We start from the raw sequence: 22234 nt of genomic DNA, 5'->3' as shown, positions 1-22234 counted from the left end.
AGTCTTTGAGGTGGATGAACGAGTCTTTGATACTCGTTAATGAAGCTTTGAGGGAGATGAACGAGTCTTTGATACTCGTTAATCAGTCTTTGAGGGAGATAAACGAGTCTTTGATACTCGTTAATGAAGCTTTGAGAGAGATGAATGATATGATGTTTGGCAAATCACCTTGAATATATCATTGCGAGTGGAACGAAGTGAAACGACGCAATCGCAAAGTTTTTGGGATTGCTACTCTTCTCCTGTCGGAGACGCTACGCGAACGAGAAGCCGCTCCGCGTCTACCCTTCGGTCGCAATGACGGTTATTTAAACGGACATGATATGAGTCTTTGAGAGAGATGTTGCAGTTCTAATACCAATTCAAATAATGTTTGCGACACATAAATTATTAGTGAGGGCACAATAATGTTGTGCCCCTACCCCCTGCTCCCTGCTCCCTGCTCCCTGCTCCCTCACTCCCTCACTCCCTCACTCCCCACTGTTTCAACTTACTTTGAGCAAACTTACGCAGTTGCTGATCTGGGTCATTTTCTGCTCTGTCATTTACCAGTGGTAGAGTTTGGGGATGATGAGAATATTGCTTGATAATTATCTCCATTGCTACTTGCCGGGGGTTGGTTTCGATTGTTCCCAAAATTCCTTCACTACGCTTAAATGGGTCATTGACAGCACAGTTGTAAAATAATTCAAAAATTTCAGGTTCATCTTTGAAGTGACGCGCTAATTCTTGCACTGCTACTTGGCGTACATCCCACCTCTGATCAGCAATGGCGCAGTCTTTAAGGATACTTATGGTGTCGATGTCATCTTTGAAGTGACGCGTTAATTCTTGCACTGCTGTTTGTCGCACATTCCCGGACTCATCAGCAGTGGCGCGGTCTTTAAGGATGCGTATGGTATCGGCATCATTTTTAAAACCCCGTGCTAGTTCTTCGACTGCTACACGTCGCACATCCCATTTATCATCAGCAGTGGCGCGGTTTTTCAGGATGCGTATGGTATCGGCATCATCTTGAAAGTTGCGTGCTAGTTCTTCGACTGCTGCACGTCGCACATCTGAATCTTCATCAGCGATCGCACAGTTTTTCAAAATGCGTATAGTATCGGTATCATCTTGAAAGTTGCGCGCTAGTTCTTCGACTGCTGCACGTCGCACATCCCACCTCTGGTCATTAATAGCACGGTCTTTCAGAATACGTATGGTATCGGCGTCATCTTTGAAGTTACGCGCTAATTCTTCGACTGCTGCACGTCGCACATACTCATTCTCATCAGCAGTGGCGCGTTGTTGCAAGAAGTATATAGTACCGGGGTCATATTTGAGGTTCCGTGCTAATTCTTCGATGGCGGCGCGTCGCACATCCCATCTTTCATCAGCAGTAGCACGTTGTTGCAAAAAGTATATAGTACTGGGGTCATCTTTGAAGTGACGCGCTAATTCTTGCACGGCTGCTTGTCGCACATCCCATTTCTCATCAGCTGTGGCGCGGTCTTTGAGAATTTGTCTGGTGTCGGCGTTATCTTTGAAGTGACGCGCTAATTCTTGTACTGCTGCAAGTCTGACATATTCATTTTGATCAGCGATCGCACCTTGTTTGAGAATTTGTCTGGTGTCGGCGTCATCTTTGAAGTGACGTGCTAATTCTTGCACTGCCGCAAGTCTGACATACTCATTTTTATCAGTGGTTGCACGTTGTTTGAGGATGCCTATGGTATCGGCGTCATCTTTAAAGTTTCGTGCTAATTCTTCGATTGCTGCACGTCGCACATCTGAATCAGAATCGGCAGTGGCACGTTGTTTAAGAATCCCTATGGTATCAGCGTCATGTTTGAAGTGACGCGCTAATTCTTGCAAAGCTGCACATCGCACATACTCATTCTCATCAGCAGTAGCACGTTGTTTAAGAATCCCTATGGTGTCGATGTCATCTTTGAAGTTTCGTGCTAATTCTTCAATTGCTGCACGTCGCACATCTGAATCAGAATCGGCGATCGCGCGGTCTTTGAGAATGGCTATAGTATTGGCATCATCTTTAAACCCCCGTGCTAATTCTTCAACTGCTACACGCCGCACATCCCACTTTTCATCAGTGGTGGCGCGGTCTTTGAGAATGGCTATAGTATTGGCATCATCTTTAAATCCCCGCGCCAATTCTTGCACGGCTGCACGTCGCACATACTCATTCTCATCTGTGGTGGCGCGTTGTTTGAGAAAAGCTAAAGTTTCGGGGTGGTCTTTCCAAGTATTGGCAACTGCTGTAATTGCTTGAGTGCGAATTTTTTGAACTAGTTTGGTTTCTTCTTGATCTCGGTAAGGGTCGTAATAGTACCAGAGGTCGTATTGAGTCAAATTCTTGAGCTGCTCAAATAATTTAGTAGCTGTTGATGCAATTACCAAGCGGTTTCTCACTTCTGCAAGGCACTTAGCTACTAAGAAGAGATTGATAAAGTTTTCCTTTTCACCGTTTTCAGCCATTAAGTATTCTAGAATTTCGCCGACAAATCTTGGTTCAATCATCCCGGCAATTAAGCGTAATACTTCATGCCAGGACTCATCCCGCCAGTGTTTGCCAAAGATGTCAATTTTGAGATTTTCTAGTGGTAGAGTTTGGGTTTCTTTAAATTGCCAGACAAGTTCCCAAGCACAGAAATATTCTAAAAATGTCCGATGTACAAAGGCGTAATACTCTGCACCCACAAAACACAAAATAAAGTTGCGAGTCCGCAGTTGGTTGATCATCACCCGCGCCACTTCTCTGGGTTTGTCAATCTCTATGCTTTTGAGGTAGCTAGTTAAAATCGTTTCTAAATCGCTGGCGCTGATCAAATTACCTGCCAAACCTTTGCCGCTGGTTTGCATCCGCGAAGCAACTTGACGCAACATTGCTTGCTTATCTTTATAATCAATGGTTTTCGGATCTAGTCGAGAATCCTCGATTAAAGCGCGTTCCACATCCCATTGATGCAACAGTACCCGTGATGCTTGGTTGTAAAGTTCTGGTCTATCTCTAGGCAGTTCTTGGTTACGGTTGAGAATTGCCATCATTGTTAACAGTAGCGGATTGCCTGCTAGTTCTGCGATCGCTGCTGATGTGTCAATTGCTTTTTGTAGTCGTTCCCGCTTTCTGATTTTTTCTACTGCATCGTTGAAGGTTAACTCATGCCAGCGATAATTAAAATCTTGAATTTGTTCTGGCTCTAAATCTTGCAGCATGAAGTGGCGAAATTCAGCATCTCGTAAGCGTTGCGGTTTGTAGCCGATGACGCGAGAAGTCACAACCACCCGCACCTTGGGATACTCATTAGTAAAACGATGAATTGCTGTAATTACATCCTCTCGCTTTCCTTGGTCGAAGACTTCATCTAAGCCATCAAACATGACTAAAGCATTACCAGCATTTAGCTGTTCTTGCAGTTGGTGTTGATTAAGATGGCAAATTGAACCAGGACTTTGATGGAAAAATTCTAAAAAATTCTTACAATGTCCCTCATTCTGATTTCGCATATAAGTGCGTAATTCAATCAGAAAGGGAATTGGCTGAGAAATGACATTGTTGAGTGGTGATTCTGCCCAATTTAACGCTAAGTATTGCAATAAAGTGGATTTTCCTGAACCAGGATCACCCAAGATAACTATATATTTATAATTTTGCTGGTCGTTGATTATATCTAAAACTGAGCGAATAGGCTGTTCAAAATAAAGTCTTTTATAATGTTCTAGAGCTTCTAGGTTAACTTCTCCTAATTGCTTGGCTTCTTTTAGCCGTTTTTGATGTTCTTTGGGTATTTCATGAATTTGTGGCAATAATTCACGAACTTCCCGCACATTTTGGGAAATAAAAATTCGCCATAACTTTAATTCGTTAGAGACTGAACCTGTAGTATCTAAACTATCTAATTTCAGATTGCTGTAGCGTTCTTTAATTGCTTCCTGATATTGCTGTAAATCAAAAGCAGGTATAATTCCCCCAAATACTTTAGTATTTTTTTCGATACTTTCGATATTTTGTGAATCTAGTAGAGAACGTAATTTATCTGACTCCCGAATAATAGCTTTAACTTTTTTGACATACCGTTTCCCAAGCTGCATCCAGCTAAATTGAGTTGGCAGAGTCAGCAAATCAAGGGAATACCAGATATTTTCTAAGGTTTTTGTATCTAGATTTTCGCAGTTGTATTCAAAGGCACTGCCTAGTATGACTTTGACATCTTTATGACTAATAAATTGTTTTAATGGTTGAATATACTGCTCGATATCACTTTCAGATACTTCGGCATCTTCTAATTCCTGCTGCATCAATTGAAAAAATTCTTTCAGTGCTTTGCCAGCAGCAATTGCAATATCTTCCTGTTTAAATTGCTGTAAAACATAGCTAGGAATCTTTTTTAATAAATCTTTAGCCCAGTCTTTAGCGGCATCTTTGGCTAAGTCTTCGAGAATAGGCTTAAAAGCAAACCCGACAGTCTGAGTTACACCCCAAACAATTAACCAGTCCATCATAGTACTCGCGCCTAATCATCTCTTGACTACGAGTATATCCATCAGCTTCAGATATAGTTATAGAATTTTTAATAATTAAAAAAATATTACATTTAAGGAAAGGCGATCGCTGTTAATTCTATGTATGGAGAGCAATTTCAAACAATATTAAAACTCAGCAAATCTATCAGTAATAACTATCTTCTCAAATATGGGGAAATTCTCGTACTTGATATTCTGCTGATTCTACTAACTTATAAGTGTCTCCCAATGCTTGGGCAAATTTATTTTCAATAGCTTCTAAATCTGTTTGGGGTATGGCTTGCCACTGTTCTCGTGATGCCCAACGAATTATAAAAATAACTTCTGTGGAGTCGTGGGGATTAATCCAAACTTCTTTACCTAGAAAGCCAGGATACTGAGCCAGGGCTGTTGTCCAAATTTCCGCATCTTTTTGGATACACTTTTCCCGCATATTGGGAGCAATTTTAAACTTTAACAGTTCGATAACCACTACCTTTAATTCCCTGTTTTTCCCACCCAATTTGCCAAAATAGAGTTGTAGGCTAGAATAACTACGCTTCCAGCATAGCTTGATTGCGTACATTCCAGAGCAAGGGTCGGTTGATTTAAAAAAAGTAACAGGAAGGGAAAATGGATAATAACAACAACTGGTTGCAACAGCTAATGATGCTGGGTATTGGCACTACATCTTTGGTAGCAGACAAACTGCGGCAAGTCAGCGATGACTTAGTTAAGGATGGTAAGCTCAATCCTGAGCAAGCTAAGGCAGTGATGGACGATATTGTACAGCAGTTGCGATCGGAGCAGGGAACCTGGGAAACCCAAATGCAACGGCAAATGCGTAATATGATGCAAGATTTGGGAGTAGCGCGTCAGTCTGAGGTGGACGAACTGCGGGGTAGAATAGACCGATTAGAACGTCAAGTGCGTGATTTAGAAAATAAGCTTTGGCGTTAAGATAACCTTTGTGATTTAAACTAATTGTGTTCTGTTAGTCATCCTATAACCAGACTACCTAATTAGGGAGGACTGATTTTGAAAGCAATTTTACTCAGCGTGGGGTTCATGCTGTTATGTGTTGTGGTTTTAGTGTTAGCACAAGTTGGTGGTAAACAGGATTCTGCCATTGCTGCTAATTCCTCTCAAACCACACCAGCACCCACTACCATCACTGAAAACAAAACCTTAATTGCAAATACTCCTATGTCTGATGCTAATGCTGTAACTACTCCCTCTGGACTGAAGTATATCGAGTTACAAGAGGGAACTGGGGCGACTCCTAAAGCTGGACAAAAAGTGACAGTTCACTACACCGGCACATTAGAGGATGGCACCAAATTTGATAGTTCACGCGATCGCAATCGTCCCTTCGACTTTAAAATCGGCGTTGGACAAGTCATCAAAGGTTGGGACGAAGGACTTAGCACTATGAAAGTAGGCGGTCGTCGTCAGCTAATTATTCCCCCAGAGTTAGGTTATGGCTCCCGTGGCGCTGGTGGCGTAATTCCACCCAACGCCACACTGCTTTTCGATGTGGAATTGCTCGACGTTAAGTAGCAATTACTATTGCTCAGTTATCAGTTATCAAGTTTAAAAACGGTCTCCAAGCTATTAATTTGATTGATGAAAAAAAAGTTTTTCTGTTCAATCTCATAACTAAAGTTAGACTATTCAATTGATAACTGATACTGATTTTCACAAACTGCAAATGACACAAAAATTGCAGAGAATAGCAACACAATAATTCACGAATTATTAAAGATTGCTATATCAATAATTATTTGGTCTAGCTAAATTTTTAAACTTTGTAAATTGCGGATCAAATAAAAGTTTAACGGTTCCCGTTGGGCCGTTGCGGTGTTTAGCTACTATAACTTCTGCAATGCCGCGATCGGGAGTGTCCTGATTGTAGTAGTCATCGCGGTACAACATAATTACCAAATCTGCATCCTGTTCAATTGAACCTGATTCTCTCAAATCTGACAACATCGGACGTTTATTAGTACGAGCTTCCACTCCTCGGCTTAACTGAGATAAAGCAATAACTGGTACAGATAATTCACGAGCTAAACCTTTAAGAGAACGCGTAATTTTGGATAATTCTTGTACGCGGTTATCGCCTCCCCCTTCCATCAATTGCAAGTAATCTATCACTATTAATCCTAATTCCAAGCCTTGTTCTGCTTGCAATCGCCTTGCCTGACTACGCATTTGTGTAACTGTAATATTCGGCGTGTCATCAATAAAAATTGGCATCTCTGAAAGCATACCAATAGCACGGCTTAAAGGTTCCCATTGCGCTTGACTGAGACGACCACTCCGCAAATAACCACTTTCAATTCCGGCTTCGCTAGCTAATAGACGTTGTACCAGCTGTTCTTTAGACATTTCTAAACTGAAAACAGCAACCGGAAATTTATGCGAAGCTGCAATATTGTAAGCAAGGTTTAAGCAGAAGGCTGTTTTTCCCATTGATGGCCTGCCAGCGACAATAATTAAATCAGAACGCTGGAATCCCGAAGTCATGGCATCTAAATCGTAAAAGCTGCACGTAATACCGGGTAGGGCAATACCTTGATTGCGCTCCTCAATATCTTGGAAATTACTAATTAGGGTGTCGCTAATGTGAACCAAACCTGATTGAGGACGTTCTTGAGTGACACCGAATACTTTTTGCTCTGCCTGATCTAAAACTATTGGTAACTCGGTTTCGGTTTCGTAACCAAGATGCACAATTTCATTGCCAGCTTTAATTAACTGTCGCCGCAGGTATTTTTCCATTACTAACCCTGCTAAGGCGTCAATGTTGACTGCTGACACTGTGCGATCCACAAGAGTAGCTAATTTATTTCTGCCGCCAATGCGAGCTAGGATATCGTTATCAGCTAGCCAACTTGTAACCGAGAGCAAATCTGTAGGTTTACCTTGAGCATGGAGGCGCAGCGCCGCTTGATAGATATCTTTATGAGCGTTAATATAAAAAGCTTCGGCAATGAGGCGATCGCTAACTCGACCAATCGCTTCTGGATCTAGTAAAATCCCCCCCAAAATAGCTTCTTCTGCTTCAATGTTTTGGGGTGGTAGGCGATCGCTGCCATCACCTTGAAAATTTAGTTCTTCAGCCATAGCGATTTTAAACTTGCGATTTTGAATTGGCGATCGGGGTTTCGCTATCTACCCTTATAATCCAAAATCTGCCGCACAAAGCTACTGGGGCTATTTTGTTAACAAGAATTTTTTTGGTCTTCTTCAAAGAGATTGATCACCACAGATCAACACAGATTGATTACACCTGTATGCATCTGTGGTAAAAAACGAAGAAATAGTTAGCTAGCTACGACTTCAATATCGACTTGTGCTGTTACTTCCGAAAACAGCTTAATCTCAGCTTTGTAAGTACCAAGGTGGTTAATATCGGGAATGGTAATACCACGGCGATCCACTTCTTGACCGGTAGCTGCTTTAATTGCATCTACAATTTCTTGGGTGGTAACTGTACCGAAAATCGCTTCATTTTCACCGACCTGTTTGGCAATTCTCAAGCTGGTAACTTTTTCTAGAGATGCCTTTTGCTCTAGAGCTTGTTGTCTGAGTTCTAATTGACGTTGACGCTCTTGCTCGCGGCGGCGTTCTACTTGCTTGAGAATACCGGGAGTAGCATGAGTTGCTAAATTCTTGGGAATCAGATAATTACGAGCATAGCCAGGAGCAACTTCCACTAAGTCGCCTAATTTTCCCAGCTTGCTAACATCCTGATTTAAAACTAACTGTACGCGTTTCACCATTTTCTTTCGTTTTTCCTGTAGAATCTCATTAATTTGGGTTTCAGCAGGATAGCTCACATATGTGTAGTTATATCCCAAGCTGCTTTGCTTATACCCCAAAGCTTACAGATCCTAGCGAAAGGCAGGGTGCGATCGCAACTATTAGCCAAAAAAATCGTGTTTGCTCACAATGACGCGATCGCCCGTATACTGCCAAGCCTGTTCTAAAAGAACAGGCTTCCTCGAGGCTCCACTTTGAGACAACCGCACGGAGTGCGGTTGGGCAGTAGGGCGCGCTACGCGATCGCCTGTTTTACCAAATCAAGACCTTGAGAGACTACCGCATCACGCCAACCCTGCTCCGCAGGTGCAAATACCTCCATCAGTCGCTGGCGTGTCCATTCTCTCGATGGATGATTGGTTGGTGCAAAAAAGTGGGCACGGTTTTCTGCCCGCAATGCCTCAACTACCTGGATCACAGGATAAGTGCCAAACTCTGCGGTGAGAAATTTGTAGTTGCAATTAGAAAACATTGCTTTACACCAAGTTCCTAAACCGCCACGAATTTTGTAGGCATTACTTCCCGGCTGATAAGGTTCGACCTCAGCACCAAATTTCTCAGTCAACCAGGAAGCATTTTCTGAGTCTGAAGAATCGTCAATAAAAAGTTTATAGGTTGCTTTCTTGCCAAGTCCTGTATGGAAGTCGATATGCAGCACATCTGTAGCATTATCAACCCATCGCGGAAGATTGGCTGCCAGAATTTGATAAGTCTTGGAAGGGCTATGTCCGCCAAAAAATAACCCTTGCGGAAAGTCGTATTGTCCTACAGGCAATGTATTAATTAAGGAAGTAATACCATAGCGGAGGATAGTGGCGATCGCTTTGACGAGAAACGGTTCAAAATGTGATGGAGGTGAAGACGGATTGAAGAACGTATTCAAATCACCGTACTTTGTTGGGCTACCTGTGTATTCTTCGCCTGGTAGCAGGAAATTACGGTTGAGATCGATATTATCCTCATTCCACCGCCTGCACCAAGCGAAACCGTAAGGATTTAAGGCGTGTAGTAACACTAAGGCAGTCCCCTGAGTTGCGCTCCAACTAGCAAGACCCTGCTCTAGCAAAGCACACTGGACAGCAGAACCGAAGAATCCTTCTACACCATGCAATCCACTAGAGACAACTACAACCTTTTGCAGATGGGGGTTGCCGAGAATCGCCACATCAATAGTCAAGTCTTCTCCATTTGGCCCAGTTTGCTCAATGGGGTATGCTTCCAAGCGACACCCTAACGCCAGCGCCGAGGTACGGAAACGATGCCGTGCTGTGGTGTAGTTCGGACAGAAAGTAGTGGCATAGGACATCTAGCGTTTGAAGCTTTAACTAAAATTTATCTTTCATTCCCCGTATACGTGCAAAAGTTTGCACTGGATCGTTACTCTTGGTAATCAATTGTAGTTGTGGCTGCTCCCAGCGTAAAAAAGGATTTGTACGTTTCTCCACTCCTAAGAGCGAAGGAACAGTGGCTTTCCCTCGACTACGGTAAGCCTTTACTTCGTCTAAGCGTTGTTGTAATTCGGTGTTGTCACGATCAACGGTAAGGGCAAATTGTAAATTTTTTAAGGTGTACTCATGAGCGCACCAGACGTGCGTATTATCAGGTAAAGAGCGAAGTTTATCCAAAGAGTTCAGCATTTGTGTAGGTGTGCCTTCAAATAAACGACCACAACCACCAGCAAACAAAGTATCGCCACAAAATAAGTCGCCGGGTTCGCCAGCTATTTCTGGGGGGAAATAGTAAGCAATGTGAGCGCGAGTATGTCCAGGAACAAAAATAACTTCAGCTACTCGCCCGGCAAACTGAACACGTGAGCCGTCTTGCAGAAATACCTGTTGTCCTGGAATTCTCCCCTGATCTTCGGCTCCACCATACACTGTCACCTTGGGGAAATGTTGCATTAGCTGCTGATTGCCACCCACATGGTCATGATGATGGTGGGTGTTAAAAATCGCTACTAACTCAGCTTTTAGTTCTACCAGTTGCTTTAATACTGGTTCTGCTTCTGCTGGATCAACAACAGCGGCGATATTTTGTATGCGATCGTACAGCAAAAATATGTAGTTGTCTGAAAGGGCCTCAAGACGAATGACCTGCATACCTCTATCTCTCTTATAAGTAGATGTTGAGTATTAATTGGCATTTTAAGCCCAGTAACCAACAACGCTATCTGTACCAAATGTATAAAGTATTTACATTTTACTTAAAATAGCTGTAAAAATTCATTAAATATAGCAACAAACAACAGTATATTTACTAATTAATGCCCAAAAAAGTGACAATTATTTGAATTTCTCAGTAATATTTCTCTGGGAAGAAGTGTAAATACGAAGTTAAATTTATTTTGTTCTTTTTAATTTCCAACTTACCGAAAAATTTCGGTATCGAAAACTAACAATATTTACGTTAGTTAGCCAACTTGAACAATTTTTAATATTAATGCGGCTCTGTTCTATATATTAAAACTTGGGCAAATACTGTCCTGATCAGGTACATTTACAGGAGATATATGAATTACCAACCATCCATATATACAATCAATACTCAAGCAGAAATAGCAGTTAAGCAAATTGTAGATCGAATTCTGATCTCAGGACGGATGAGCCGTCAAGACCATACTTTACTCACGTCCACTATTTTATCCAATGGTGATATTAGCGATGGAGAACGTCGTCAAATTAATCGCATCTTTGACCATATACAGACGGGACAGATAAAACTAGTTAACTGGTAATACAAGTTGATAACTATACAAATTTATGAAACCAAATCCTCTAAAGGCAATTGCTAGAAAGCACTAGATGCAAATCACTCAAAGCTGGCATTAGTAAATTTCACATGAAGATTATGTATGCTATCCTAAAATCAAAAAAATATTTAGTATAATTTATAGCAGTTAACTACGACATACTTATTAGTTAATTATTTATAAATATGTATATAAGTTTAACAATTAGTCAACAAGCTATTAATTGTTACTAATTCTGTAGATAATCTTTCCGGGCCGCTTATCTTACTATGTTAGTAAATAGTAGCGGCCAATGAAATTTTTACTTTAAAAATAATTAACCAATGTCTCCACTTGTATCAATTATTATTAATTGCTTTAATCAAGGTCATTACCTTGATCGCTCTGTCAAAAGCGTATTATCACAAACATTGGCAGATATTGAATGTCTGATTATAGATGATGGATCTAAGGATACTACTCGTCAAGTGGCTGAAAATTTGATGAATATCGATCCACGAGTTAAATACTTTTTTAAAGAAAATAGCGGGCTACCTTCCTCTCGAAATTTTGGCGCTCAACAGGCGCAAGGAGAATGGATTCAGTATTTAGACGCAGACGATTGGATTCATGAAGACAAAATTAGATTTCAATTAAGTTATTTACAGGATATTAATACCAATGAAGATATAGTTTTCTACTCAAATTATGAGCGAGTATTTATAGATGAGCAAGAAAATATTGTTAGGTCTCAGGAAAATATTATCGGTTCACTGGCTACATCTCAATTAATCCAACGTTTACTGATACCTGATTTTCTAACAGACTCACCTCATCCTTGTCTCCAGCAAGCTATGCTTCTAAAAAAAAGCATTTTGCATAGAACAAAGTTTCCTGAGCATCTTAAAGCACTAGGAGATAGATATTTTGCGATAGATATCTTAAGTGCAGGTGTCAAATTTATTTATACTCCTATGATTGGTGCTTACTACACAAAGCATCAGTCAAATCGAACCAATAATTGGAATTACATGAAGAAATATTACATTGCATTTTATGAAAATGTGGCAAAAAATTACCCATCTTTGAAACCATTTTTTCAAATAGGATTGGAATATTTACTAGAAGAAGCTATCCAAGAACAGGACAAAGAGAATTTTAATCAATTAATTAAACTAATCTCTACCCCAGTGCATCTATTTGATGGAAAAATAAAAATAAATAATAAATTTTCTATAAAGCTATTAAATAGATTAAGGACAATTACGCCTAATTTTTTATTATACGAAAAGTATCGAGGCCCACGTTCAAGAAAAATAATAACCTTCACGTCAAAAAAAATTAATTATTTAAGATCTGCTTTAAAATCGCCTTATAAATAATAAATTTAAAATGCTGTTTAAATATTAATTTAAACAAAATTTTGATAAGCTTGTATGAATACAAAAAAGTTCTGAATATCTCAAACTTTTATTAGTAAAGTAAAAAAATATTTTTGCAACCAGTATAATCGCACCTAATAGTGTTTATCATTGAAAATTTTGATTAATAAATGGCATATTCAACCACATCCGATGCTACAGAAGAATATAACTTAGTTTTTGTTGTCTAGGATTTCGCAAAGAGTTTGATGCTCAAAGCCATATATAGAGAGTTTGCAGCTTACTTCTAAATAAAATAGAGCAGATTAAAAAAACCATCAATTATATAAAAAAATAGCACTGCTAGCGTTTTTTTTAATTTTAAAGATTTGTTTGTTAATTATGAAAGTTTCATTAATTGTTAGCGATTTATCTGGTGGCGGAAGCGTCCGAGCTTTCTTACTTGCACAAGTACTAAAGATTCTTAATTATAAAGTAGAGATTATCGGCTTTAATTACGGAAAAGAAATATATGCAATTCCTCCTTCTGGAATTTCTGTTTTCTCTATTATCGGTACAAATTATCCTGATTTTTTAGGTTCTGCCCAAAAAGCTTTACAACAACTAGATGGTGATATTATTTATGCCGTAAAACCTAAACCCACAAGTTTTGGTGTAGCTCTATTAAAGAAATTTAGCAGTCGCCGTCCTTTACTTTTAGATATGGATGACTGGGAACTGAGTTGGTATGGAGGTTCTGAATGGAAGTACCGTCCCAGCGCTAAACAATTTTATCGGGATATTTTCAAGAAGGATGGTGCATTGAGATTTCCTGATCATCCGCTGTATCTCACATGGATGGAAAACTTAGTACGAAAAGCAGATGCAGTCACAATAGATACTCAATTTCTCCAACAACGGTTTGGCGGTGTTTATGTGCCTAATGGTAAAGATACTGCAATGTTTGACCCTGACAAATATGATCCTGAGTCTAGTAGAGAGCGTTATGGTCTTTCTAAATATCGAATTTTAATGTTTCCTGGGGCCCCAAGACCCCATAAGGGAGTTGAAGATGTTTTACTAGCCTTAGATATATTAAATCAGCCGGATTTAAGGCTAGTGATTGTGGGTGGTAATCCTTACGATGATTATGACGATAAACTCATTCAAAAATGGGGACATTGGATTATAAAGTTACCAAAGTGTCCTGTAGAAGTCATGCCAGAGATTGTGGCAGCTGCTCACATTGTAGTTGTTCCTCAGCGAGATACCTTAACTTCTCGTGCCCAATTCCCCTTAAAGTTGACAGATGGAATGGCAATGGCTAAACCTGTATTATCAACACGAGTTGGAGATATCTCTACAATTCTAGATGAAACTGGTTATCTAGTTGATCCTGGTTGTCCCGAACAACTTGCTGAAAAAATCCAATTGATATTTGCAGATTTAGAGCAAGCAAACAACTGCGGCAAAAAGGCTAGAAAAAGATGCGTAGAAAAATATAGTTTAGAAGCAATGGCATCTACTTTAGCTGATGTAATCCTGCGTTTGTAAACATTCATAGGGTTGGGATGGAAATGTAAAACTAACTAAATTTATTTTAATTAAAAAATCTAGTATTTGTACTATAGCGATTCTATTTTATTTGTGTAAATCTCTTGAAATAACCACTAATATGCCCTTTGTAAAAGAAAGGTCAGTCATAATTTCATGAATTATCTATAATTGTCTAGTATTTTTAATTTTTTTATCTACATAAAAAAGTATGAGTTGGCATTACTAAGTTTTACATGTCTGATGAGATCTGCTTCAGCAATAAATTTATAAATAATGTGAAAAAAACTAGCCACCTGCGCTCTAAACCATAATGTCTACAAGCAAGCTAATACTAAAATTTGTTCGTCCCTATCCAGGCAGAATATTCCTCACAATCCTGTTGGGATTTTCTGGAGCTTTGTTTAATGGTGTAGGTACGGCAATGATTGTGCCAGTAATTCTCAAAATTGTAGGGCAATCAGTTAATTTAGCAGGAGCGCCGGCCATTTTTCAAACGATAGTATCTCCTTTTGATAGCTTGCCGGAAAATTACCGCTTAATACTGATGTCTAGCGCAATTATATTTACGATTATTTTAAAAAATTTGGCAAATTATGCTAGCTCTTTGACATCAAGCTCTTTAACGCGATCGCTGACATCAGATATGCGAGAAGCAGGATTGCGTTTATTACTAGAAGTTGATTTAGATTATTATACCAAGATGAAAGTTGGCGATATAATCAACAGCCTTGGTGGAGAAATTAGCCGTACTGCTAGTGCAATTGGGAGTATAGCCAAGTTAATTATATTAGTAATTACAATTTTAGTTTTTACTATTATATTGCTGTTAATATCCTGGCAGTTGACAATCGCTTCTACGATTTTGCTATCTTTGGTAACATTAATCAACCAGTATGCCATTCACCGCTCCAGAGATTTTGGCAAACAGCTTTCAGAAATGTCTAAATCTTATTCTATTCGGGTGCTGGAAACACTAAGTGGTATTCGCCTGGTCAAGGCAACTGGAAATGAAGAAAGAGAATATAAACGCATTAAACAGTTAATTAGAGACAGAGAAACGGCAGATTTTCAATCTCAGGTAAATTCTGAAGCTATTGGGCCAGTTAGCGAAGTAACTGGGATTATAGCCTTAATACTGATTGTCTTATTGGGGCGCACCTTATTTGTAAACCAGATTAATTCACTTTCTGCCGTATTGCTCACATATTTATTGGTGCTACTGCGACTACTTCCTTTAATTTCTCAATTAAATCTTCTTCGTAGTAGCTTTGCCAATACCTCTGCCAGTGTAAATATTGTCACTGACTTTTTAAGACATGATAATAAGCCGTTGATGGGAAGCGGTACGATTCCTTATCAAAAATTACGAGAGGGAGTGCATTTCAATCGTCTCTGTTTTTCCTATCCTAACCATAAGAGCTTGGTACTTCAGAACGTGGATTTATATTTACCACAGGGTACTACTCTAGCTTTAGTGGGTGGTTCTGGAGCAGGTAAATCAACAATGGCAGACCTCTTACCCAGATTTTATGACCCTACGTCTGGCTGTATTACCCTAGACGGTACAGATCTGCGGGAGTTCGATTTGAAATCGCTACGCAAAGCGATAGGAATTGTCAGCCAAGATACTTTTCTGTTTAATGACACGGTGCGGAACAACATTTCTTATGGACGACCAGAGGCTACTGACGATGAAATTCTGACAGCGGCAAAACGTGCAAACGCCTATGAGTTTATTTGCAAATTATCTCAGGGATTTGACACCTTTATTGGCGATCGCGGCGTGATGCTATCTGGTGGACAAAGGCAAAGATTAGCGATCGCTCGCGCATTACTACAAAACCCAGAAATTTTGATTCTGGATGAAGCTACCAGTGCTTTAGATACCGTTTCCGAACGCTTAGTACAAACTGCACTCGATGACCTCAGCCGCGATCGCACAACCCTAGTAATTGCTCACCGCCTTTCCACAGTCCAAAAAGCAGATCAAATTGCCGTCTTAGATCAAGGACGTGTAGTAGAGGTAGGAACTCATAACGAACTTTTACAAAAGGGTGGTTATTACTCACGTCTGTACTCAATGCAATTTGCTGATCATCCTGAAGTTACAGTTAAAAGTAATCAAAGCTTGCTTCGCATCTGTCATGAAATTCGCACACAGATGAACTCGATGATTGGGTTACTGCACTTATTAATTGATGGACTAGCAGAAAATTCTCAAGACCAGCAAGAATTAATAGAAGAATCTTATAAATCAGCCAGGAAAATTCTTACTACTATAGATGTTTTTAACGATATTATTAACTTGCAATTTTCAGGACAATTTTTCTCAGATTCCGAGCAAAATCATAACACCATAATTAATTATTATCAAATTTTTGGGCATCTCTCCAATGAATTTCGGACTTCTCTTAACACTATAATTGGCTCTCTGGGCTATCTAGCTGATAATTCGTTATGTACACCTAGAGAGCTAAAACAATTAATTACAGAATCTTATGAATTTAGTTTAGATTTAGTCGATAAATTAGAAAAGTTCGAGAATAATATTTTTTAAAATTTTAGGTAATTTTTGTTATCTGCTAATTTTAATATTAACTAAGGCTATAAAGAAAAGTAAGTAAAATGAATATTAAAACTGTAGGTATGATTAGCAGCTATCGAGGTTTGGAAAATAGAATTGATTGGCTGTGGCAACAAACCCCAAAGCAATTTGGAATTTGGGGTAATATGCAAATGCTAGCAGCATCGCCAAAACCAGATTTTCTACTCATGTATCAGTTTGATTTTCCCCAAGTAACTCCACGGCAATCTTGGTTGAATAAATTTTGCAAACATCAGCAAAAATCAGAAAATAATATTGAATCTCTACTACGAGGCGTTAATAAAGAGCAGATTATTTATTTGCTTAGAGAACCACCTTTAGATGAAATTGTAGAAATAAATAAACATAATTATCAGCAAGCCCAGAAATATTGCGCCTATGTTTCTGGGCCAGATGATTTTGCTCCTATTCCCGGCTATATGCCTGCTATTTGGTATCATGGCAACTCATTTCGAGAATTAAATGAAATGCCAATACCTGAAAAAGTCTTACCTTGTAGTTGGATTACTTCTGGGATTAGCCGCACAGCTAATCATCGTCAGAGGTTACATTTTTTACAATCGCTACAATCAAGCGATATTAAGTTTGATTTGTACGGACGCAACTTACCTAAATGGTCAAAAACATCCGGGGAATTAGGTAGCAAATGGTATGGTATGGCTCCATACTATTACAATTTGGCAATTGAAAATTATGCCGACAATAACTGGTATGTTAGTGAAAAATTGTGGGATGCTTTACTCGCATGGTGTTTGCCAATTTACTATGGCGGGCCAGCTGCTGATAAATTATTGCCGCCAGGAAGTTTTTTGCGATTGCCGAGTTTGGATGAAAAAGGCATTGCTTATATCCAAGAAATGACTGCTACTCCTGATGCTTGGTATGCTGCCAAAGATGCGATCACGGAAGCTAGACAAATTATCCTACACAAACTAAATCTGCTCAACTGGTTATCAGAATTTACCGCAAAATTTTCTCTCTAAATATTGGATTTTTATATGGATGGTATTTGTACTCTCGCTAACGACCGAGTTTATGACCAACTAATTGCTCTACTTAATAGTATAGAAGCAATTTATGGGCAAGAAATGCCTGTTTGTATTTACCCTTATGATGAGAATACAGCACGAATTACTGCGGAAATTACTCACCGTCCTCATGTGCAACTTTACGATAATCAAGATTCAATGCAGCAATGGGATGAGTTTGTTCGCAATATTTGGGATGCCCACCCTTCTGCCCAAAAACAGTGGTTGAAAATCAGTAATGACAAGTATTATCGAGTCGGTACTCATAGACGTTTCTGTGCTTTTGACGGCCCTTTTGACCGTTTTGTCTACATGGATGCCGATACGTTATTAATGAGTCCACTAGAGGAAATTTTTACACAGCTAAATCAGAATGACTGGGTAGTATATGATTTTCAATACTTAGATATAACTCATGTTTATAACCAATTAGCACCGAAATTAACAGAAATATTTACACCGCAACAACTGCAAACAGAAATATTCTGTTCTGGTTTTTATGCTTCCAAAAAAGGCATATTTAATGCCCAAAATCGAGATATATTACTAGATAAATTACGCCAAGGTGAAGCTGAGGTTCTGTATTCTATGGCTCCTGACCAAACTGTTCTTAACTACATGGTAATGCGGTCAGGCATTTCTAACTATAATTTAGCCCTGCATCTTTCTAATAGTGAGAAGACAGGCTGTTGTGTAACTTCTACTCATTTTGAAACACGAAATAATATTTTGTATGACAAAGGTAAGCAATTAACTTATCTCCACTACATTGGTTTATCATCTAACTTGTTTACACAAGTTTGCCAGGGAGAAAATATTGATTTTCCCTATCGAGATATTTTCTTGCATTATCGTTATTTACATGAGCCAGAAAAGCGACCAACATTTACGAATAAACCCAAAGTTTATAATGAGCCACCAAGTTTAAGTAAACGGATTTTCAGAAAATTAGGATTAAAAGGCTGAGGTAAAAATAATGAGTCGTGGAATTTATATTATTGCTAATGATAAAGTAGCAGATCATGCGATCGCCTTACTCAATAGTATCCGATTGCATGATGCAGACACACCAATTATAATGATTCCTTATGATGATAATTATCATAATATAGCAGCTACACTTAATAAATATTATGGAGTAGAAGTTTATCAAGACTTAGATTTTATTGACCGCCTTGCTCAAAAATTACATCAAACATTTGGTGGTAAGTTTTTCGCCCGCCCCAACCAATTTCGGAAACAAGCTTGTTGGTTCGGCCCATTTGATGAATTTTTATATATTGATACTGATATTGTCGTCTTTGAGAAAATAATTGATAATCTTAGCTATCTAGATACAGCTGATTTTATTTGTTGCGATTATCAACATTTAGGTGGAATTAAAAATGTTTTTACCCCTCAAGTATTAAAAGATAAACTCTTTACTGAAAAAGAAGTTCAAGATATTTTCAATGGTGGTTTTTGGGGTTCTAAGAAAAATTTAATTTCGGAAAATGATTTGTACGATATATTCACCGAGTGTGCAGATCATCCAGAATACTTTGATTTTTCAGAAAAGACTTCTGATCAACCAATTATTAACTATATGCTGCTCAAGCGGATTACGCACCGCTTCAATATTGTCCGCAGAGAAGGCAAAGCGCCTGGAAATTGGGCGGGGACTCCCTATTTCCAGGCTCAAGGCAAAATTTTATTTGATCCTACAATCAATCAGCCTCTACAATATCTTCACTGGGCGGGTATTCGTATTCAACCCGGTTGTCCCTACTGGGAGATTTGGGAAAATTACCGAAATTTGAATCCGGCATTACCACAGGTAGTTATGCCAGCAGTTATAACCCAAACTCAGTGGCAGCAAACATTTAGTAAATTTAAAAATAAAATACGTACTGGATTTTTCAGCAATAAGTGATTTTTAATCCTTGTTTTTAAGCAGTTTGCAATAAGTAAATTTAAATAACAAGCAAAAATATGCGCTTGTATGATTAAATTTACTTTCAGGGTATGTATAAAATTTTTCTCACTATAGTGAGAAAGAGAGATAAGTCTATTACTATAAAATAGTAAAATCGGCAAAGTCTACACAAAAAAATTGTTCAATGCAAGTTGATACTTCCATTTTGGGATAATATTTTACTTGCAATGAACATTTACGTTAATTTTTCTAATATTAAGTTTTTTCTATTTCTAAGACAAAGAATCTAAATCTAGAGATTGCATTCCTCGGCGCTCCGCAAAATCCAGCATACTTCCTAATTGTAACCAAACTAACAAACAAGTCAGCAAACTTACAGGCAAGCCAATTCCTAAAGCCAGCAAGGTGGGAAAGCCAAATATTTCTAAACCTGATGAGAGAAATAAGCAAACACCGCCAGTTATACCTAAAAATGGCACAAGCAGTTGTTTCAAAAAAGAACGTGGTTTAATATTTTCTACCCGTACACCGGAGGGGTTGGTGTGGGCATTGCTTGCCCATTTTTGAACAATTACTTTTAAAGTGCCAGATAGTGCTATGCCAGAAGTTAATGCTGTCAAGAAACCAACAAGTAGTAGGAAATATGGCGGTTGCAGAGGGTAATAGTACATGAAAACTCCTGATTGGTAGGTAAATTTAAAAGTAATTGTGCGCTTTTACTTGTTAGTTTCGACCTTGTGCTTGATTACCACCAAAAGAAATAAAGGATGTGGCTTTTGGCAGGATAGCAGATGCACCTTCTTTGGATAACTCTGTTAAAAAGCCGATCGCTACACTAAATAAACGATTGGGTTGTAAGTCATCTTTTACCAGATTCCACAGGCGTTGGACTTCTTCCGTATGTAGGCGGTCATCCTCAGTTAGGGCTAGCACCAATTGCCGTCGGAGAAACTTACCTTCTTCAGACAACAGAAATTGCAACCCCATCTGTGCTGTAGGTAGTACATCAAAGTTGTCATCAGTGCGGGCGATCGCAATTAAATTCTCCAACCTCTGCCACTGGAACTTACCATCTTTGAACAGCACATTTAATAACCGCCGCCGTAATTCGGGAGATTCTCCTGTCAGCAACCTTCTTGCTATGTAGGGATAACCCACCTCAACAATTTTGAAATTTGGATTGAGGCTAAGGGCAATACCTTCTTGGGTTACTAGCGAACGAATAATTAAAGCAAACTTCGCTGGAACTCGGAAAGGATATTCATACATCAGTTCCGAGAACTCATCGGTAATGGTTTTGAAGTTAAAATCTTTGACGTTTTTGCCAATGGCGTTGCCTAATACCGCTTCCAACGCTGGTACAATCGGGCAAATGTTTGTGTCTGGTGTCAAAAATCCTAGTTTTACAAAGTCTTCTGCTAAGTCGGTGTAGTCTTTATTAACCAGATGCACTAACGCATCTACAAGTGTTTCTTTGGTAGTTTCCTCCAACTGATCCATCATGCCAAAATCGATGTAAGCCATGCGTCCATCAGGCATAGCAAATAAATTTCCGGGATGGGGGTCAGCATGGAAGAAGCCGTGTTCCAATAGCTGTTGTAAACCTGAGGTCACACCAATTTTGATAATTTCCTCAGGGTCTAAACCAACTTCGCGGATGCTTTTAGTGTCTGTCAGCTTGAAGCCGTTAATCCATTCGAGGGTTAAAACACGGCTATTAGTATAACGCCAGTAAATACTAGGGACTTTTACACTGGGGTCGTTGCGGAAGTTGTGTGCAAACTTTTCCGCGTTACGGCCTTCATTGATGTAATCAATTTCTTCAAATAACTTTGTGCCAAACTCGTCAACAATTAAACTGAGGTCATGACCGAGATTGAGGGGTAACCAAGGAGCAAGCCAACTTGCTCCCCAACGCAATAGGTAGAGGTCGCGTGTTAGAACTGGGCGTAAGTTGGGGCGTTGCACTTTCACTGCCACTTCTTCTCCACTGAGCAAACGTCCACGATAAACTTGACCCAAGCTTGCAGCTGCTACCGGAGTAGGTGACAATTCGCTAAAAATTTCGTGAACTGGGCGAGTAAGTTCAGTTTCGATAATGTGATAAGCTAGTACGTTATCAAAAGCTGGCAATTGGTCTTGCAGCTTCACCAACTCTTCTAAGAAGTCTTTACGTATTAGATCGGGTCGTGTTGATAGGGATTGACCAACTTTAATAAAAGTGGGGCCAAGCCGGATGAGCAGTTCTCGCAGCTGAGTGGCGCGTTTCTTCTTGTTTTGCTCGACTTGATTTTGCCATTCATCCCACTTAAGACTAATAATAAATCCAGCAAAAGACCAGATAATTCTCAGCAAACGCCCCCAGGCAAGCCAAGGACGATAACGATAATAACGAGCGATCGCGTCTGGATTATACTGCCTTAGTTGAGCAGATTGATACTGACCCACGCCTTTATTTGCCTCTTCAACTGGGAATTACACTTTTTTGTTTATTTCCAGACTTACAAGCTACTTGCAAGTACAGGATATCGATAGTTTTTATAAAAAACGATTAAACTTGACCCAACTTCTGGGTAGTATTTGTAGCGATATAAGCCTACTTTACTGCCCAGATTATTTTATCTTTTTCTTAATTCTACTTTATAAAAGTACAAATATTCTCTTTTTACCAGGATTTTGTGCGCGATACAGCAATTCAGTATCTACCAG

Annotated in this window: 18 protein-coding genes; 10 read left to right on the top strand and 8 right to left on the bottom strand. The window is 39.2% G+C overall.

From position 1 onward, the window contains the following. Positions 1-197 precede the first annotated feature (197 nt). On the top strand, positions 198-335 hold the full coding sequence (locus AC5JL8_RS21345; protein ID WP_495881673.1) for a hypothetical protein: 138 nt from the start codon (positions 198-200) through the stop codon (positions 333-335). A 127-nt stretch (positions 336-462) separates the two neighbouring features. On the opposite strand, the gene AC5JL8_RS21340 is transcribed toward AC5JL8_RS21345, so the two are convergent. Next, positions 463-4503, bottom strand: coding sequence for a HEAT repeat domain-containing protein (locus AC5JL8_RS21340; RefSeq protein ID WP_495881672.1), 4041 nt, complete (start codon positions 4501-4503; stop codon positions 463-465). A gap of 184 nt (positions 4504-4687) precedes the next feature. Next, positions 4688-4996 carry a TIGR03792 family protein gene (locus AC5JL8_RS21335; RefSeq protein WP_495881671.1) on the bottom strand — a complete coding sequence of 103 codons (309 nt, stop codon included), beginning with the start codon at positions 4994-4996 and terminating at the stop codon, positions 4688-4690. Between the two features lie 140 nt (positions 4997-5136). On the opposite strand from AC5JL8_RS21335, the gene AC5JL8_RS21330 reads away from it, so the two are divergent. Together AC5JL8_RS21330 and AC5JL8_RS21325 are read left to right on the top strand one after the other, a co-directional pair. Further along, a complete protein-coding gene (locus tag AC5JL8_RS21330; protein WP_495881670.1) occupies positions 5137-5463 on the top strand; it encodes a phasin family protein in 327 nt (108 codons plus the stop codon). Positions 5464-5541: 78 nt separating this feature from the next. Continuing rightward, positions 5542-6063 (top strand): FKBP-type peptidyl-prolyl cis-trans isomerase, encoded by a 522-nt coding sequence (locus AC5JL8_RS21325; RefSeq protein WP_495881669.1) that lies wholly within the window; start codon positions 5542-5544, stop codon positions 6061-6063. A gap of 213 nt (positions 6064-6276) precedes the next feature. Here AC5JL8_RS21325 and dnaB read toward each other — a convergent pair whose 3' ends face one another. The 4 genes from dnaB to gloB form a co-directional block, all read right to left on the bottom strand. Then, on the bottom strand, positions 6277-7632 hold the full coding sequence (gene dnaB / locus AC5JL8_RS21320; protein ID WP_495881668.1) for a replicative DNA helicase: 1356 nt from the start codon (positions 7630-7632) through the stop codon (positions 6277-6279). A gap of 200 nt (positions 7633-7832) precedes the next feature. Then, the gene (gene rplI, locus AC5JL8_RS21315; RefSeq protein ID WP_495881667.1) at positions 7833-8291 is read right to left on the bottom strand and encodes a 50S ribosomal protein L9; all 459 of its coding nucleotides are present in this window, start codon (positions 8289-8291) and stop codon (positions 7833-7835) included. 275 nt (positions 8292-8566) lie between these two features. After that, the gene (locus AC5JL8_RS21310) at positions 8567-9637 is read right to left on the bottom strand and encodes a DUF2817 domain-containing protein (RefSeq protein ID WP_495881666.1); all 1071 of its coding nucleotides are present in this window, start codon (positions 9635-9637) and stop codon (positions 8567-8569) included. Positions 9638-9656: 19 nt separating this feature from the next. Next, complete coding sequence (gene gloB, locus AC5JL8_RS21305) at positions 9657-10430, bottom strand: hydroxyacylglutathione hydrolase (protein ID WP_495881665.1); 774 nt, start codon at positions 10428-10430, stop codon at positions 9657-9659. A 410-nt stretch (positions 10431-10840) separates the two neighbouring features. Here gloB and AC5JL8_RS21300 point away from each other — a divergent pair, with 410 nt between their 5' ends. The 7 genes from AC5JL8_RS21300 (at position 10841) to AC5JL8_RS21270 (ending at position 19522) form a co-directional block, all read left to right on the top strand. Then, positions 10841-11065, top strand: coding sequence for a hypothetical protein (locus tag AC5JL8_RS21300; RefSeq protein WP_495881664.1), 225 nt, complete (start codon positions 10841-10843; stop codon positions 11063-11065). Between the two features lie 338 nt (positions 11066-11403). Then, on the top strand, positions 11404-12441 hold the full coding sequence (locus tag AC5JL8_RS21295; protein WP_495881663.1) for a glycosyltransferase family 2 protein: 1038 nt from the start codon (positions 11404-11406) through the stop codon (positions 12439-12441). 381 nt (positions 12442-12822) lie between these two features. After that, positions 12823-13974: a glycosyltransferase family 4 protein gene (locus AC5JL8_RS21290; RefSeq protein ID WP_495881662.1), complete on the top strand. Its 1152-nt coding sequence runs from the start codon at positions 12823-12825 to the stop codon at positions 13972-13974. Between the two features lie 313 nt (positions 13975-14287). Beyond that, positions 14288-16534 carry an ABC transporter ATP-binding protein gene (locus AC5JL8_RS21285; RefSeq protein WP_495881661.1) on the top strand — a complete coding sequence of 749 codons (2247 nt, stop codon included), beginning with the start codon at positions 14288-14290 and terminating at the stop codon, positions 16532-16534. 68 nt (positions 16535-16602) lie between these two features. After that, positions 16603-17565 carry a glycosyltransferase family 10 domain-containing protein gene (locus AC5JL8_RS21280; protein WP_495881660.1) on the top strand — a complete coding sequence of 321 codons (963 nt, stop codon included), beginning with the start codon at positions 16603-16605 and terminating at the stop codon, positions 17563-17565. A gap of 15 nt (positions 17566-17580) precedes the next feature. Further along, the gene (locus tag AC5JL8_RS21275) at positions 17581-18576 is read left to right on the top strand and encodes an Npun_R2821/Npun_R2822 family protein (RefSeq protein WP_495881659.1); all 996 of its coding nucleotides are present in this window, start codon (positions 17581-17583) and stop codon (positions 18574-18576) included. A 10-nt stretch (positions 18577-18586) separates the two neighbouring features. Further along, complete coding sequence (locus AC5JL8_RS21270) at positions 18587-19522, top strand: Npun_R2821/Npun_R2822 family protein (RefSeq protein ID WP_495881658.1); 936 nt, start codon at positions 18587-18589, stop codon at positions 19520-19522. A gap of 275 nt (positions 19523-19797) precedes the next feature. Here AC5JL8_RS21270 and AC5JL8_RS21265 read toward each other — a convergent pair whose 3' ends face one another. Then, the gene (locus AC5JL8_RS21265) at positions 19798-20196 is read right to left on the bottom strand and encodes a hypothetical protein (protein WP_495881657.1); all 399 of its coding nucleotides are present in this window, start codon (positions 20194-20196) and stop codon (positions 19798-19800) included. A 52-nt stretch (positions 20197-20248) separates the two neighbouring features. Further along, positions 20249-21973 (bottom strand): ABC1 kinase family protein, encoded by a 1725-nt coding sequence (locus AC5JL8_RS21260; RefSeq protein WP_495881656.1) that lies wholly within the window; start codon positions 21971-21973, stop codon positions 20249-20251. Between the last annotated feature and the right edge of the window lie 261 nt (positions 21974-22234).

It is taken from the genome of Mojavia sp. (genome assembly GCF_059505145.1).
The sequence above is the reverse complement of the archived record's forward strand: the minus strand, read 5'-3'. Positions and strand labels throughout refer to the sequence as shown.

Excerpts from the sequence above, each read along its gene's own strand:
- AC5JL8_RS21340 (WP_495881672.1), bottom strand. The coding sequence starts at position 4,503 with ATGATGGACTGGTTAATTGTTTGGGGTGTAACTCAGACTGTCGGGTTT.
- AC5JL8_RS21330 (WP_495881670.1), top strand. The coding sequence starts at position 5,137 with ATGGATAATAACAACAACTGGTTGCAACAGCTAATGATGCTGGGTATT.
- dnaB (WP_495881668.1), bottom strand. The coding sequence starts at position 7,632 with ATGGCTGAAGAACTAAATTTTCAAGGTGATGGCAGCGATCGCCTACCA.
- rplI (WP_495881667.1), bottom strand. The coding sequence starts at position 8,291 with ATGGTGAAACGCGTACAGTTAGTTTTAAATCAGGATGTTAGCAAGCTG.
- AC5JL8_RS21310 (WP_495881666.1), bottom strand. The coding sequence starts at position 9,637 with ATGTCCTATGCCACTACTTTCTGTCCGAACTACACCACAGCACGGCAT.
- gloB (WP_495881665.1), bottom strand. The coding sequence starts at position 10,430 with ATGCAGGTCATTCGTCTTGAGGCCCTTTCAGACAACTACATATTTTTG.
- AC5JL8_RS21300 (WP_495881664.1), top strand. The coding sequence starts at position 10,841 with ATGAATTACCAACCATCCATATATACAATCAATACTCAAGCAGAAATA.
- AC5JL8_RS21295 (WP_495881663.1), top strand. The coding sequence starts at position 11,404 with ATGTCTCCACTTGTATCAATTATTATTAATTGCTTTAATCAAGGTCAT.
- AC5JL8_RS21290 (WP_495881662.1), top strand. The coding sequence starts at position 12,823 with ATGAAAGTTTCATTAATTGTTAGCGATTTATCTGGTGGCGGAAGCGTC.
- AC5JL8_RS21285 (WP_495881661.1), top strand. The coding sequence starts at position 14,288 with ATGTCTACAAGCAAGCTAATACTAAAATTTGTTCGTCCCTATCCAGGC.
- AC5JL8_RS21280 (WP_495881660.1), top strand. The coding sequence starts at position 16,603 with ATGAATATTAAAACTGTAGGTATGATTAGCAGCTATCGAGGTTTGGAA.
- AC5JL8_RS21275 (WP_495881659.1), top strand. The coding sequence starts at position 17,581 with ATGGATGGTATTTGTACTCTCGCTAACGACCGAGTTTATGACCAACTA.
- AC5JL8_RS21270 (WP_495881658.1), top strand. The coding sequence starts at position 18,587 with ATGAGTCGTGGAATTTATATTATTGCTAATGATAAAGTAGCAGATCAT.
- AC5JL8_RS21265 (WP_495881657.1), bottom strand. The coding sequence starts at position 20,196 with ATGTACTATTACCCTCTGCAACCGCCATATTTCCTACTACTTGTTGGT.